The organism is Streptomyces sp. SN-593 (genome assembly GCF_016756395.1).
In the GTDB taxonomy this organism is placed as follows: Bacteria; Actinomycetota; Actinomycetes; order Streptomycetales; family Streptomycetaceae; genus Actinacidiphila; species Actinacidiphila reveromycinica.
Genome location: NZ_AP018365.1, coordinates 896067 through 910702 on the forward strand (window position 1 = coordinate 896067; position 14636 = coordinate 910702).

General features: G+C 74.9%; 12 protein-coding genes. 2 read left to right on the plus strand and 10 right to left on the minus strand.

Annotated features, from left to right (window positions below; translation table 11 throughout):
• Positions 1–88: 88 nt before the first annotated feature.
• On the minus strand, positions 89–754 hold the full coding sequence (gene rpe / locus RVR_RS03725; protein ID WP_202232471.1) for a ribulose-phosphate 3-epimerase: 666 nt from the start codon (positions 752–754) through the stop codon (positions 89–91).
• Positions 755–1379: 625 nt separating this feature from the next.
• On the opposite strand from rpe, the gene RVR_RS03730 reads away from it, so the two are divergent.
• Entirely contained in the window at positions 1380–2966 is a 1587-nt protein-coding gene (locus RVR_RS03730; protein WP_202238364.1) for a glycoside hydrolase family 27 protein, read from the plus strand.
• Positions 2967–3128: 162 nt separating this feature from the next.
• On the opposite strand, the gene RVR_RS03735 is transcribed toward RVR_RS03730, so the two are convergent.
• From RVR_RS03735 to def, 3 genes are all read right to left on the minus strand, one after another.
• The gene (locus RVR_RS03735) at positions 3129–4583 is read right to left on the minus strand and encodes an RsmB/NOP family class I SAM-dependent RNA methyltransferase (RefSeq protein WP_202232472.1); all 1455 of its coding nucleotides are present in this window, start codon (positions 4581–4583) and stop codon (positions 3129–3131) included.
• A 154-nt stretch (positions 4584–4737) separates the two neighbouring features.
• On the minus strand, positions 4738–5670 hold the full coding sequence (fmt, locus tag RVR_RS03740; protein ID WP_202232473.1) for a methionyl-tRNA formyltransferase: 933 nt from the start codon (positions 5668–5670) through the stop codon (positions 4738–4740).
• A gap of 78 nt (positions 5671–5748) precedes the next feature.
• On the minus strand, positions 5749–6294 hold the full coding sequence (def, locus tag RVR_RS03745; RefSeq protein ID WP_202232474.1) for a peptide deformylase: 546 nt from the start codon (positions 6292–6294) through the stop codon (positions 5749–5751).
• A 314-nt stretch (positions 6295–6608) separates the two neighbouring features.
• Between def and RVR_RS03750 the strand changes: the two genes are divergently transcribed.
• Complete coding sequence (locus tag RVR_RS03750; RefSeq protein WP_202232475.1) at positions 6609–7070, plus strand: hypothetical protein; 462 nt, start codon at positions 6609–6611, stop codon at positions 7068–7070.
• Between the two features lie 375 nt (positions 7071–7445).
• Here RVR_RS03750 and RVR_RS03755 read toward each other — a convergent pair whose 3' ends face one another.
• From RVR_RS03755 to RVR_RS03780, 6 genes are all read right to left on the minus strand, one after another.
• Positions 7446–9569: a primosomal protein N' gene (locus RVR_RS03755; protein WP_202232476.1), complete on the minus strand. Its 2124-nt coding sequence runs from the start codon at positions 9567–9569 to the stop codon at positions 7446–7448.
• A gap of 272 nt (positions 9570–9841) precedes the next feature.
• The gene (gene metK / locus RVR_RS03760) at positions 9842–11059 is read right to left on the minus strand and encodes a methionine adenosyltransferase (RefSeq protein WP_202232477.1); all 1218 of its coding nucleotides are present in this window, start codon (positions 11057–11059) and stop codon (positions 9842–9844) included.
• Between the two features lie 432 nt (positions 11060–11491).
• Positions 11492–12715, minus strand: coding sequence for a bifunctional phosphopantothenoylcysteine decarboxylase/phosphopantothenate--cysteine ligase CoaBC (gene coaBC / locus RVR_RS03765; protein ID WP_202232478.1), 1224 nt, complete (start codon positions 12713–12715; stop codon positions 11492–11494).
• A gap of 231 nt (positions 12716–12946) precedes the next feature.
• Positions 12947–13222, minus strand: a complete 276-nt coding sequence (rpoZ, locus tag RVR_RS03770; protein ID WP_103887663.1) for a DNA-directed RNA polymerase subunit omega — start codon at positions 13220–13222, stop codon at positions 12947–12949.
• A 91-nt stretch (positions 13223–13313) separates the two neighbouring features.
• Positions 13314–13937: a guanylate kinase gene (gene gmk, locus RVR_RS03775; RefSeq protein WP_237404551.1), complete on the minus strand. Its 624-nt coding sequence runs from the start codon at positions 13935–13937 to the stop codon at positions 13314–13316.
• 133 nt (positions 13938–14070) lie between these two features.
• Positions 14071–14394, minus strand: coding sequence for an integration host factor, actinobacterial type (locus RVR_RS03780; RefSeq protein WP_202232479.1), 324 nt, complete (start codon positions 14392–14394; stop codon positions 14071–14073).
• Positions 14395–14636 lie beyond the last annotated feature (242 nt).

The following is a 14636-nucleotide window of genomic DNA, read 5'->3' on the forward strand; positions in this document are numbered from 1 at the left end:
CCGTCCCCGGCCGTTCGGCCGCCGGCCGGCCGCCGTTCCGCGGCCGTTCGCCGCGCGCGCCGCCCGGCCCGCCGTACCCGACCGCTGGTCAGCGCGCGGCGACGGCCTCGGCCTGTGCGCGCAGCGCGCGGATCGCGGCGGACGGGTCGTCCGTGCCGTAGACCGCGGAACCGGCCACGAAGACGTCGGCACCGGCCTCGGCGCAGCGTTCGACGGTCTCGGCCGAGACCCCGCCGTCGACCTGGAGCCACATCTCCAGGCCGTACTTGTCGATCAGCGCCCGGGTGCGGCGGATCTTGGGCAGCATGATGTCGAGGAACGCCTGCCCGCCGAACCCGGGCTCGACCGTCATCACCAGCAGCATGTCCAGCTCGGGCAGCAGGTCCTCGTAGGGCTCGATCGGGGTGGCGGGCTTGAGCGCCATGGAGGCGCGGGCGCCCTTCGCGCGGATCTCGCGGGCCAGCCGGACCGGCGCGGCGGCGGCCTCGACGTGGAAGGTGACGGAGCCCGCGCCGGCCTCGACGTACCCGGGCGCCCAGCGGTCGGGCTGGTCGATCATCAGGTGGCAGTCGAGCGGGATGTCCGTGGCACGGCCCAGCGCCTCGACCACCGGCATGCCGAGGGTCAGGTTCGGCACGAAGTGGTTGTCCATCACGTCGACATGGAGCCAGTCGGCACCCTTGGCCGCGTCGGCCGCGTCGGCGAGCCGGGCGAAGTCGGCGGACAGGATGCTGGGGTTGATCTGCGCGGTCATGGTTCCCAAGCAAACCAGATCCGGTGCGGTGGGGCGTGCGAGGGGCCGCCACCGCTGGGCGCCGATGGGCGCCGGGTGGCCGTCGCCGCGGTCCGCGGCGGGCGGTGCGGTGTCCCCGGCGGGCGGGGGCGGGACCCGGACGGGGGGTCGGCGTTCGGTGCGGCCCCGGCGGGCGGGCCCCGGCGCGGACCGGTACGGGAACGGGCGCGCGTCGGAAGCGGACCCGGCGCGGGTAGAACGCGGAACCGGCGCGGGTCGAAGGCGGAACCCGCGCGGATCGACTGCGGAACCCGCGCGGGTCGGACGCGGAGCCGGCGCGGAACCCGCGGCGAACCGCCCCGTTCTCTACCCGCGGTAACTCCGCGCTGGCGCTCCGGCGCCGGACGTCTTGACGGAGTATCAACACAAGCCGACACTTCGACGTGCCAACTTCCCACACCGTCGGCCAAATTGGCACACCCGACGGTGGGCGCCGGCCGCTCCGCGCCCCGTCGCGGTGCCCGTGCGCCCCTCCCCCCACGAAGGAGACGGCACGATGCGCCCCACCGCACCCGTACCCCCGCCCGCGTCCGCACCCCTTCCCGCGTCCGCGAGACCGGTGCCGCCGCCCGGGACCGCCCGGACGATGCGCCGGCCGCTGGCCGCGGCGCTCGCGGCGCTGCTGATGCTCTCCCTGCTGGTCCTGTTCGGCTCGACGCCCCGCGCGCACGCCCTGGACAACGGCCTGGCCCGCACGCCCCCGATGGGCTTCAACGACTGGAACGCGTTCGGCTGCGGCGTCAGCGAGCAGTTGATCGAGCAGACCGCCGACTACCTGGTCTCCTCGGGCCTGAAGGACGACGGCTACGGCTACGTCAACATCGACGACTGCTGGATGACGAAGTCGCGCGACGCCGCGGGCGACCTCGTGCCCGACCCGGCGAAGTTCCCCGACGGGATCAGCGGCACCGCCGCCTACGTCCACGCCAAGGGCCTCAAGCTCGGCATCTACGAGAGCGCCGGCACCGCCACCTGCGCCGGCTACCCCGGCAGCCTGGACCACGAGCAGCAGGACGCGGACAGCTTCGCGTCCTGGGGCGTGGACTACCTGAAGTACGACAACTGCAACAACCAGGGCGTGCCCTGGGAGCAGCGCTACGACGCGATGCGCGACGCCCTCGCGGCCACCGGCCGGCCGATCGTCTTCAGCATGTGCGAGTGGGGCGAGGACAACGTCTGGACCTGGGGAGCCGGCACCGGCAACCTGTGGCGCACCACCGGCGACATCAACGCCTCCTACGGCTCGATGCTGTCGATCTTCCACAGCAACGTGCAGCTCGCGCGGTACGCCGGCCCCGGCGCCTGGAACGACCCGGACATGCTGGAGGTCGGCAACGGCATGTCCTTCACCGAGGACCGCAGCGAGTTCAGCCTGTGGGCGGAGATGGCCGCGCCGCTGATCGCCGGCACCGACCTGCGGTCGGCCACCCCGGCCACGCTCTCGCTCTACGGCAACAAGGCGGTCATCGCGGTCGACCAGGACTCGCTGGGCAGGCAGGGCACCGAGGTGTCCTCCTCGGGCGGGCTGGACGTGCTCACCAAGCCGCTGGCGAACGGCGACGTCTCGGTCGCGCTGTTCAACGAGAACGCCTCGACGGCCACCATCAGCACCACCGCCGCCGCGGTCGCCGCGCCCTCCGCTTCGTCCTACAAGCTGACCAACCTCTGGACGAACCAGGTCAGCACCACCAGCGGCGCGATCTCCGCCTCGGTACCCGGGCACGGCACGGTGATGTTCCGCGTCTCCCCCGGCAGCGGCACCAGCGTCGGCACCACCCACCCGCTGCTCGGCGCGTCCTCGCACCGCTGCCTGGACGCCTACGGCAACCAGACGGCCGTGGGCACGCCGATCGAGATCTGGGACTGCGACGGCGGCGCCAACCAGGCCGTCACCCTCACCTCGGCCGGCGAACTGCGGCTGTACGGCGGGACCCAGTGCCTGGACGCCTTCGACAACCAGACCGCGGCCGGCACCAAGGTCGAGCTGTGGTCCTGCAACGGCGGGGCCAACCAGCAGTGGCGGCTCAACCCGGACGGCAGCGTCACCGGCACCCAGTCCGGCCTGTGCCTCGACGTCACCGGCGGCGACAAGCCGGCCGGCAACGTGAACGGCACCGCGCTGGAGCTGTGGACCTGCAACGGCGGCGCGAACCAGCAGTGGAGCCTGGCCTGACCCCGCTCCCGGCCCCCTGACCGCGGCCCCCGGCGCTCCGCCGGGGGCCGCACGCGGTGCCGGCGCCGACGGCCGGCGGCTCGGGGAGCACGGACGCCCGCCGGCGACGCGCAGGTCGGTCCGGCACACCTCGACGACGGCGGGCGTCGGTCCGGGCCCGCGTCAACGGCGGCGCAGCAGTGCCAGGTACATCGCGTCCGTGCCGTGCAGGTGCGGCCAGAGCTGGACGTCGGGTCCGTCGCCGAGCGCCGGCACGCCCGGCAGCAGCGGACGGGCGTCCACCGGGTCCGCGGCGGGGGCGTGCGGCGAGCGCGTCACGTCCTCGACGACCGCCCGGGTCTCGGCCAGGTGCGGGGAGCAGGTCGCGTACGCCACCACACCGCCCGGCCGCACCGCGGTCAACGCCTCGGTGAGCAGGGCGCGTTGCAGCGGGGCGAAGCCGCCGACGTCCTCCGCCCTGCGGCGCCAGCGCGCCTCGGGGCGGCGGCGCAGCGCGCCGAGGCCGGTGCAGGGTACGTCCACCAGCACCCGGTCGAAGGACCCGGGCCGCCACACCGGGCGGGTCCCGTCCGCGACGACCACCTGGTACGGGCCGGGGTTGCCGTGCAGCGCGCGGCCCACCAGCCGGGCCCGGTGCGGCTGCTTCTCCGCCGCGACCAGCAGCGCGCCGCGGTCCGCGGCCAGCGCCGCGAGCAGCGCCGCCTTCCCGCCGGGGCCGGCGCAGCCGTCCAGCCAGCGCGCGTCGGGGCCGTCCAGCGGCGCCGCGGCGAGCGCCGCCGCGACCAGTTGGCTGCCCTCGTCCTGCACACCGGCGTCGCCGTCGCGCACGGCCGGCACCGCTGCGGGGTCGCCGCCCTCGGCGAGCCGCACCGCGTACGGCGACCAGCGGCCCGGCACGGTCGTCTCCGGGGGCAGCGACGCCGCGATGCCGGCCGGAGTGCTGCGGCCGGGCCGCGCCACCAGCGTGACCTCGGGCCGCTCGTTGTCGGCCGCGAGCAGGTCCTCGATGCCGGCCCGGCCGCCGCCCAGCGCGTCCCACAGCGCGGACACCACCCAGCGCGGGTGGGAGTGCACCACGGCGAGGTGCTCCTCCGGATCCTCGTCGTAGGGCGGGGCGACCTGGGCCAGCCACGCGTCGAGGTCCTGCGCGCAGATCCGGCGCAGCACCGCGTTCACGAACCGGGCCCGCCCGTCGCCGAGCACCGCCCGGGCCAGTTCCACGCTCGCGGAGACCGCCGCGTGCGCCGGGATGCGGGTGCCGAGCAACTGGTGGGCGCCGAGCGCCAGCACGTCCAGGACCGGCGGGTCCACCTCGCGCAGCGGGCGGTCCACGCAGGCCGCGATCACCGCGTCGTAGGTGCCCTGGTGGCGCAGCGTGCCGTAGACCAGCTCGGTGGCCAGCGCGGCGTCCCTGCGGTCGAAGGTGCGGCCCTTCTTCGCCGCGTCCTGCTCGGCGGCCCGCAGCAGCCCGGGCAGCACCAGGTTGGCGTACGCGTCCCGCTCCCCCACCGCCCGCAGCGCCTCGAACGCCAGGATTCGGACGGGGTCCTTCTGCGGACGGCGGTACGGCGTGCCCTGCGCGCTCCGCGTGCCCTGCCTGCCCTGCGTGTTCTTCAAAGGTGCTCCGGATGTTCTTTCCCACGGACGTACGGCTCGCCGCCAAGGGTACGGTGCTGCCTCCCGCGGCGGCGGTCCGGCCGACCGCCCGACGGAGGCCGCCACGGAACGGGCGGCCCGGAGGGACGGGGCGGCCGGAGGAATGAGCGGCCCGCTACGCGCCGAACCTGGCGCCGGGCTCGATCCGGGTGCCCCGGGCCCAGTCGGCGGCGGCCATCCGCTTCTTGCCGACCGCCTGGACCTCGCCCAGCCGGACCGGGTGGCTCCCGGTGCCCACGAACACCGCCTTCTTGGTCACCTCGACCACGCCGGGTTCGAGGTGCTCGGCGTCCGGGGCGGGCGCGACCGGGCCCAGCTTGACCCGCTCGCCGCCGAGCAGCGTCCACGCGCCGGGCGCGGGGGTGCAGCCGCGGATGAGGCGGTCCACCCGCAGCGCGGGCGCGGTCCAGTCGACGGCCGCGTCCTCGACCGTGATCTTGGGCGCCACGGTGATCCCGTCGGCGGGCTGCGGCCGGCCGACGAGGTCGCCGCCGTCGATCCCGTCCATCGTGGCCACCAGCAGCCGCGCCCCGCTGTGCGAGAGCCGTCCGAGCAGGTCGCCGCTGGTGTCGCGGGACCGGATCTCCTCGGTGACGACGCCGTAGACCGGTCCGGAGTCCAGCCCCTGCTCGATGAGGAAGGTGGACGCGCCGGTCACCTCGTCCCCGGCCATCACCGCGTGCTGGACGGGCGCCGCGCCGCGCCAGGCCGGCAGCAGCGAGAAGTGCAGGTTCACCCAGCCGCGGGCGGGCACGTCGAGCGCCGTCTTCGGCAGCAGCGCGCCGTACGCGACGACCGGGCAGCAGTCCGGGCCGATCTCGCGCAGCCGGGCGAGGAAGTCCTCGTCGCGCGGCCGGACCGGCTTGAGCACCTCGATGCCGGCCTCCTCGGCGCGCTGCGCGACCGGGCTGGCCACGAGTTTGCGGCCGCGCCCGGCGACGGCGTCGGGGCGGGTCACGACGGCGGCGACCTCGTGGCGGTCGGAGGCGATCAGGGCGTCGAGTGCGGGCACGGCGACCTCGGGGGTGCCGGCGAAGACGAGCTTCATCGTGCGGGGTGTACCTCTCGGTGGGCGGTGGCACGGGTCGGCGCCCGCCGGGCGGGGTGCGGCCCGGCGGGCTGTGCTCTACAGGGCGCGGCCGAACGTGTCGTGCGGCGAGATCCTCACCTGCGGGGTGCCCTGCGCGCCCCAGTCGGCCTCGCGGATCGCCTTCATCGCGGCCTTGCGCCGCTCGGCGTCGAGCCGGTCCACGAAGATGATGCCGTCGAGGTGGTCGGTCTCGTGCTGGATGCAGCGGGCCAGCCGCTGGGTGCCGTCGATCGTGACCGGGTCGCCGTACATGTTGAAGCCCCGGGCCACCACGCCGTAGGCGCGCTCGCAGTCGTAGGTGAGGCCGGGCAGCGACAGGCAGCCCTCGGGGCCGTCCTGCCGCTCGTCGCTCAGCGTCAGCTCGGGGTTGATCAGGTGGCCGAGTTCGCCTTCGACGTTGTAGGTGAACACCCGCAGGGAGACGCCCAGTTGGGGCGCGGCCAGGCCGGCGCCGGGGGCCTCCAGCATGGTGTCGGTCAGGTCCTTGACGAGGGTGCGCAGTTCGAGGTCGAAGGTGGTGACCGGTTGCGCCGTCATGCGCAGCACCGGGTCGCCGAACAGGCGGATGGGCTTGACGGACACGGGCGGGTCTCCTGGAGCGGTCGGGGCGCCGTCGAGGGGCGGACGGAACGCGGACGGGGGTCAATCCTAGTGCTGCGACCGGGATGGTCCGCCGGGAAGCCCGCGGCGCCGGTTCCCGGTCACGGCGCTGGGGCGGCTCGCGGTGGGGAGTGCACGCGAACGGCGCGCGCCCCCGGGGCGGTCGCCGCGCCGGTCGGGCGTGACTCCTGGGGGCGGTGGCGCGTTGGTCAAGAGAGTTTGACCGAAATCGGACGCGCCCGCGGCTGGAGCGTGCGGTCCGATCCTTGTACGCCGTCGGTTGGAGAGGCCTGTTGATGCCCGACCACGCAACTCCCGATGCTCAGGCACGGGCCAGCCTGCACCTGCTGGTGCGGGACATCGAACGGGTCCGCCGGCAGGTCGACGCGTTGCGCACCCTGACCGCCCAGCTCGGGAACGTCTACCGGCCGCGGCGCGGCGGGCCCTCGGCCGGATTCGTGGTCTACGGTCGGGCGCCGGCGCCCACGGTGCGGCTCGCCCAGGAGTTGCGGGACAGCGTGGAGACGCTGGTGACGGCAGCGGTGGAGTTCGACCGCTCGCTCGGGTTCTCCTGGGACGCGGTGGGCTCCGCGCTGGGCGTCACGAAGCAGGCGGTGCACCGGCGGTACGGCGCCCGGCGGGCTCCCGCGGAGGGCGGTTCCGGCCCCACCGTGCCGGCGGCGCGCTCCGTGGAGGAGGAGCAGTCCGTGCACCCGGTGCAGCCCGCGCCGGCGTTCCCGAGCCCCCGCAATCCGTAGGCACGGGGCCTGGGCGGATTCGGGGTGCGCCCCTGTCCCCGGGTTCGGGGTGCCCGGGTGGGGTGGCGGTGCCCTTCTTCCGGTGGCGTAGGGGCGGCATCCTTCCGGTGGCGTAGGGGCAGCACCGAACCGGAGGGGCGGTTGCGGCGGGGTCCGGGCCGTCGGCCGGTGGCGGGCTGGTCGCGCAGTTCCCCGCGCCCTTTGGGGAACGTCTTCCGCGACGACGCCCCCCGAGCGCCCGTGGGGGAACGCCTTCCACAACGGCACACCCGAACACCCTCGGGCGAACACCTTCCACATCGGCACCCCCCGAGCGTCCGTGGGGGAACGCCTTCCGCGAGGGGCAGCGTGGTGGTGGGAGGGACGCCGCAGGGGCTAGCCGATGTCCGGGGGGTCCATGCGGAGCTGGAGGGGGGCGGTGGGGCCGGAGCGGGCGGCACGGGCGATCCGGCCGGCCTTGAGCGCGGCGGCGAGCGCCGCGCCGGAACCCGGGGGCACCCGGAAGAGCAGGCGCTCCCAGGGCTCGGTGCCGGCGGGGCGCCGCACCGGCACGGGGCCGAGCTGATCGGTGCCCTCGGGCAGGCGGACGAGGTCGACGAACTCCGCCACCGCGGCCGGCGGCCCCGACACCGCCGCCATCCGCGCCACCGGCGGGAACCTCAGCTCCGCGCGCTCCGCCAGCTCCCGCACGGCGTGCCCCGCCGGATCCCACCGCACCAGCGCCTGCACCGGCCGCAGCGTCGGCTCGGCCAGCACCACGACGGTGCCGCCCTCCCCCGCCGGCCGGACCAGCGCCGCGGCCAGGGCCCACCGCCGCAGCGCCTCCTCGGCCGCGCGCAGGTCCGGGCGGCCCAGCAGCGCCCAGCCGTCCAGCAGCAGCGCCGCCGCGTAGCCCTCCTCCGCGACCGGCTCGGCCCCGGGCGTGGCGATCACCAGCGCGGGGGCGCCGCCGACCGTGGCCAGCACGGTGTCCCGCCCCGACGTCCGCACCGGCACCCGGGGGAAGGCGCGGCCCAGTTCCTCCGCCGTCCGCCGCGCCCCCACCACCCGGGCCCGCAGCCGGAAGCCCCCGCACTCCTGGCAGTGCCAGTCCGCCGCCGGCCGCCCACACCACCCGCACGCGGGTGTGCCGCCCTCCTCGCGCACCTCCAGCGGCCCGGCACAGGCCGCGCACCGGGCCGGCGCCCGGCAGGTGTCGCAGCCGAGCCGGGGGACGTAGCCGCGCCGCGGCACCTGCACCAGCACCGGCCCGCGGGCGAGCGCGTCACGGGTCACCTGCCACGCCAGCGACGGCAGCCGCGCCGCGCGGGCCGCCTCGTCCCGTGCCTGGTCCAGGTCTCCGACCGTGCGGACCAGCGGTGCGGCAGCGCGTACCCGGTCTCGGGCGGCGGCCAGCGGCAGCGCCCAGCCGCTGTCCACGAGCTGCGCGCCCTCGACGGTGGTGGTGATCCCGCCGAGCAGGAACGCCGTGCGCTCCTCGCGGGCGCGCAGCAGCAGTACGTCGCGGGCGTGCGGCTGCGGGGCGTGCGGCTCGGCGTGGCTGGAGTCACCGTCGTCCCACAGGGCCACCAGCCCGAGGTCGGCGACGGGGGCGAACATCGCCGCCCGGGTGCCGACCACCACCTTGACGCTGCCGCGGCTGACCGCGAGCCAGCGCCGGTAGCGCTCCTCGGGTCCGGCGTCGGCGGTGAGCAGGACGTGGTGGCCCGGACCGAGCAGGTCGGTGAGGGCCGCGTCGACGCGCGCGGCGCTGCGCCCGTCGGGCAGCACGGCGAGCGCGCCGCGGCCGGCGGCGAGCGCGGTCGCCAGTACCGTGGCCAGCTCGCGCGGCCAGTGCGGTCCGGGCAGCGCGAGCCACACCGCGCGGGGGGTGTCGCCGCGGGCGAGGGCCTGGAGGTAGGCGGGGCCGGTGGCGTAGCGGGACCAGGTCGCGGGCGGGGGCGCCGCGGGAGTGGGGAGGGGGTCGGGCGAGGGGTCGCGCTCGGCCCGGGCCATCCGGGGCGGCACCGCGAGCTGCACCACGTCGGCGAGCGCGCCCGCGTAGCGGTCGGCGACCTGGCGGCACAGCCGCAGCAGCGGCTCGGTGAGCACGGGCTCGGTGGACAGCACCTGCGCGAGCGGGGCGAGCGGGCCGGCGTAGTCGCTGTCGGCGCGGCGCTCGACCACGAAGCCGTCGTGGAGGGTGCCGCCCTCGCGGCGGCCCTTGACCACGCGCGCGCCGAACCGGACCCGGACCCGGACGCCGGGCTGGGCGTCGGCGTCCATGGCGGCGGGCACGGCGTAGTCGAAGAACTGGTCGAGGTGGACCAGGCCCTTGTCGACCAGCACCCGGGCGACGGGCAGGCCGTCGGCGAGGGCGGCCCCGCGCCAGGTGCGCGGCTTCGCGCGCGGCTGCTTCGCCTTGCGGACCGTGTCCCGGATCAGGGCGAGCTGCTCCCCGCCGCCCGCCTCCGGCGGTTCGGCCGCCCCCTCCCGCCCGGGTCCCTCGTCGCCGCTCACCTTGTGATTCCTACCAGACACCTACGACACCACGGCGCCGACCGGGGGCTCGACGGCGTTGGTCGTGGCGCGGGTCGCCCCCGACCCGAAGGGACGGCCGCCGCCGTTGCCGGACCACCGGCGGATGTCGGGCCGAGCGCACGGTTCCCCGCGCCCCTGGACGGGTGCCGTGCTCCGCGGACGGAACCGGCCCCAGGGGGACGCGGGGAACTGGGAGACGAGCCACCGGCCGCCGCAGGACGACGGGAACCCTGCTCCGGGGGCCGGAACGGTCAGAGGCCGACCGCGGCGCGCAGGGCGTCGACCCGGTCGGTCTTCTCCCAGGTGAAGTCGTCCAGCTCACGGCCGAAGTGGCCGTAGGCGGCGGTCTGGGCGTAGATCGGCCGCAGCAGGTCCAGGTCGCGGATGATCGCGGCGGGGCGCAGGTCGAAGACCTCGCCGATGGCCTGCTCGATCTTCTCGACCTCGATGTTCGCGGTGCCGAAGGTCTCGACGAACAGACCGACCGGCTCGGCCTTGCCGATCGCGTACGCGACCTGGACCTCGCAGCGCGACGCGAGCCGCGCGGCCACCACGTTCTTGGCGACCCAGCGCATCGCGTACGCCGCGGAGCGGTCCACCTTGGACGGGTCCTTGCCCGAGAAGGCGCCGCCGCCGTGGCGGGCCATGCCGCCGTAGGTGTCGATGATGATCTTCCGGCCGGTCAGACCCGCGTCGCCCATCGGGCCGCCGATCTCGAACCGCCCGGTCGGGTTGACCAGCAGCCGGTAGCCGTCGGTGTCGAGCTTGATGCCCTCGTCGAGCAGGGCCTTCAGCTCGACCTCCACGACGAACTCGCGGATGTCGGGGGTGAGCAGCGACTCCAGGTCGATGTCGGAGGCGTGCTGCGAGGAGACGACGACGGTGTCGAGCCGGACCGCCTTGTCGCCGTCGTACTCGATGGTGACCTGGGTCTTGCCGTCGGGCCGCAGGTAGGGGATGGTGCCGTTCTTGCGGACCTCGGTGAGCCGCTTGGACAGGCGGTGCGCCAGCGTGATCGGCAGCGGCATCAGCTCGGGCGTCTCGTCGGAGGCGTACCCGAACATCAGGCCCTGGTCGCCGGCGCCCTGCTTGTTCAGCTCGTCCTCGTCGGCCTCGCCGCCCTCGACCCGCTTCTCGTAGGCGGTGTCGACGCCCTGGGCGATGTCGGGCGACTGCGCGCCGATCGACACGGAGACGCCGCACGACGCGCCGTCGAAGCCCTTCTTCGAGGAGTCGTAGCCGATCTCCAGGATCTTCCCGCGCACCAGCGAGGCGATGTCGGCGTACGCGGTCGTGGTGACCTCACCCGCGACGTGCACCTGACCGGTGGTGATCAGCGTCTCGACGGCCACCCGGGAGGTCGGGTCGGCGGTGAGCAGGGCGTCGAGGATGGTGTCGCTGATCTGGTCAGCGATCTTGTCGGGGTGACCTTCGGTCACGGACTCCGAAGTGAACAGACGGCGGGACACATCGCTCCCTGGGGTTGCAGCGGCTGCTGGCTCGAGCTCGGTGGAGTGCGCAGGGCTGCGCCCGGCGCTCCGCGGCTAGCTTAGCGTGAGCGTCCCGGGCACGGACCAGGCATCTCGCTCTTTGGATATGCCACACCCTGCACCCCGATGTCCACTACTCGTCCCCCCGTCGCCCGTTCGCCAGCCGTTCGTGTCCACCGCCACGCGGGCGGAAGACCGCTGGTGGCGGCGGGGTGGGGCCGCGGACATGCGGGCTCGCGGGCGAGCCGGGCGGGCCGACCGCGACGTGGCCGGATTTCACCGGTTGTTCACAGATCCGCGGACGGTCGGGCGCGGCCCGCCGCCGACCGTCCGTGACCGCCGGGCGCGGTGAGCCCGGTCCCGGCGCCCGGCCGCTCGGTATCCGTGTCCCGGTCTCCCGGCCCCGGCCGCTCAGTCGCGCGCGCCGGCGTCCAGGCGGGCGGCGACCAGGTCCCAGACCTGGTCGGCCAGCGCCTCCTTCGGGCCGTGCGGCACCGGGGTGGCGCTGCCGTCGGCGCCCAGGACCACCGCTTCGTTGTCGTCGGTGCCGAACGCCTTGCCGCCGCCGACCTCGTTGACCACCAGCAGGTCGCACCCCTTGCGGGCGAGCTTCGCCCGGCCGTTGGCCAGCACGTCGTCGGTCTCGGCGGCGAAGCCCGCGACGACCTGGCCGGGCCGGGCGCGGTGCGCCGACAGCTCGGCGAGTACGTCGGGGTTGCGGACCAGCTCGACCGGGGCGGGCCCGGCGCCGTCGTCGCTCTTCTTGATCTTGCTGGTGGCGTACGCGGCCGGGCGGAAGTCGGCGACAGCCGCGGCCATCACCACCGCGTCGGCGTCGGCGGCGGCCTTGAGCACAGCCGCGCGCAGCTCCTCGGCGGTGCCCACGGGCACCACGTCGGCGCCGGCCGGGTCGGCCAGCGCGTCGGTGTGGGCGGCCACCAGGGTGACCCGCGCCCCGCGCGCGACGGCGGTACGCGCCAGGGCGTACCCCTGCTTGCCTGAGGAGCGGTTGCCGAGGAAGCGCACCGGGTCGAGCGGTTCGCGGGTGCCCCCGGCGCTGATGACGACGTGCCGCCCGGCGAGGTCCGGCGCGGCGGTGCCCCGCGCGAGGGTGCGGCGGCAGACCTGGAAGATCTCGTCCGGGTCGGGCAGCCGCCCCTTGCCGGTGTCCACCCCGGTGAGCCGGCCGACGGCCGGCTCGATGACCACGGCGCCGCGGCGGCGCAGCGTGGCGACGTTCTCCCGGGTGGCGGGGTGCTCCCACATCTCGGTGTGCATGGCGGGCGCGAAGACCACCGGGCAGCGGGCGGTCAGCAGGGTGCTGGTCAGCAGGTCGTCGGCGAGGCCGTGCGCGGCCCGGGCGAGCAGGTCGGCGGTGGCGGGCGCGACCACCACGAGGTCGGCGTGCTGCCCGATCCGCACGTGGGGGACGTTCTCGACGCCGTCCCAGACCCGGGTGGAGACGGGCCGGCCGGACAGCGCGGCCCAGGTGGCCTCGCCGACGAAGTGCAGCGCGGCGTCCGTGGGCACCACCTGCACGTCGTGACCGGACTCGGTGAGCCGGCGCAGCAGCTCGCACGCCTTGTACGCGGCGATGCCGCCGCTGACACCCAGTACGACCTGTGGCCTGCCCATGCCTGCTCCGCTCCGCCGCGCCGTCACCCTGCCGTGCCCGGTCGAGGGCACCACCCCATGACACACCACGGGCCCGGCGGTCGTCCCGCCGGGCCCTGCGCAGTGCCTCGGCACCGCCATCCCCTTGCCTCCGGGCGCTCGGACCCGGTGTCGCGGGTCGATCGTGCCGGGTCCCTCGTCACCTCGGGACCCGCGCCCGCTCTCCCTCCCGACACCGGCGCGCCCTTCGGCTCACTGGGTGGGCGGCGCCTCGACGGCCTCGGAGGTCAGCAGGCCGGCGTTGATCTCGCGCAGCGCGATGGAGAGCGGCTTCTCGTGGACGTGGGTGTCCACCAGGGGGCCGACGTACTCCAGCAGGCCCTCGCCGAGCTGGGAGTAGTACGCGTTGATCTGGCGGGCACGCTTGGCGGCGTAGATCACCAGGCTGTACTTGGAGTCGGTGGCTTCGAGCAGCTCGTCGATCGGCGGGTTGATGATGCCCTCGGGCGTGGTGATGGAAGAGGACACGCTCTACCTACCCCTACTTGTGGAAGGACTTCTGGACGACGCCCCCGGACCGGGGGCTCGCTGCGGGGCGCTCGCGCGGTGCGGTGCGAGGTCACCCGATGTTCATCAAGGCTAGCAGCTCACGTGCTACATCCTCGACGGAGGTGTTGACAAGCGTCTCGTCGAACTCGGACTCCGCCGCCAGTTCGACCCTGGCGACCGCGAGCCGCCGCTCGATCACCTCGGGCGACTCGGTGCCGCGCCCGGTGAGCCGGCGGACCAGTTCGTCCCAGCTCGGCGGGGCGAGGAAGACGAGGTGCGCCTCCGGCATCGAGGTCCGCACCAGCCGCGCGCCCTGCAGGTCGATCTCCAGCAGCACGGGCGCACCGGCGGCGAGCCGGTCGAGCACGGCGCGCCGCGGCGTGCCGTACCGGTTGCCGGCGAACTCGGCCCACTCCAGCAGTTCGCCGTTGGCCACGAGCTTGTCGAACTCGTCGTCGTCGACGAAGTGGTACTGCACCCCGTCGCGTTCGCCGGGGCGGGGTCTGCGGGTGGTGGCGGACACCGAGAGCCACACCTCGGGGTGGGAGGCGCGCAGATGGGCGACGACCGTACTCTTGCCGACCCCTGAGGGGCCGGAGAGCACGGTCAGCCGCGGATGTCTGACCGGGGCGGCCGGGGAAGCCCCCTGCGAGGCGAGGGGCTTGGCCGGCCCCGGTGAGGCTGGAGAACTCATGGAGCGATTATCCCCGGTTCCCGAGAGCGGCGGGAACCGGAGTCACCGCCTCGTCCGGCGGACAGCGCCGCCCGACCTGGGACGGCGGACGGCGCGGGTCCAGGACATGAGCCGGGACGTGCGGGAAACGCCCCTAGGCGGGGGCGCCGCCGAACTCACGTTCCAGGGAAGCGATCTGGTTGGAACCCAGGCCGCGCACCCGGCGGCTCTCGGAGATGCCGAGCCGCTCCATGATCTGCTTGGCGCGGACCTTGCCGACGCCGGGAAGGGACTCGAGGAGGGCGGAGACCTTCATCTTGCCGATGACATCGTTCTCCTGGCCCTGCTTGATGACCTCGTGCAGGCTGGCGCCGGAGTGCTTGAGCCGGTTCTTGACCTCGGCGCGCTCCCGGCGAGCCGCGGCGGCCTTTTCGAGCGCGGCAGCGCGCTGTTCAGGGGTAAGGGGCGGAAGAGCCACGCCTACGTCACCTCGGATGTAGATCAATCGGATAGGGAGTACGGGCCGGCCGGAGGCACCGGTCGACCTGCGGCGCACCTGGGCGGCGCGCTCCTGTCGGAGACTAGCGGTCCCGGCGGCCCAAGTCAGCGAGAACAGATGAAAAGTCCTGGTCAGACTCGATCCCGCGGGATATACGGGACATACCGGAACAGGTTTCGGCGTCAATGGACCCGGTTGTTGAAAGCGGCCCTTTTTTCGGC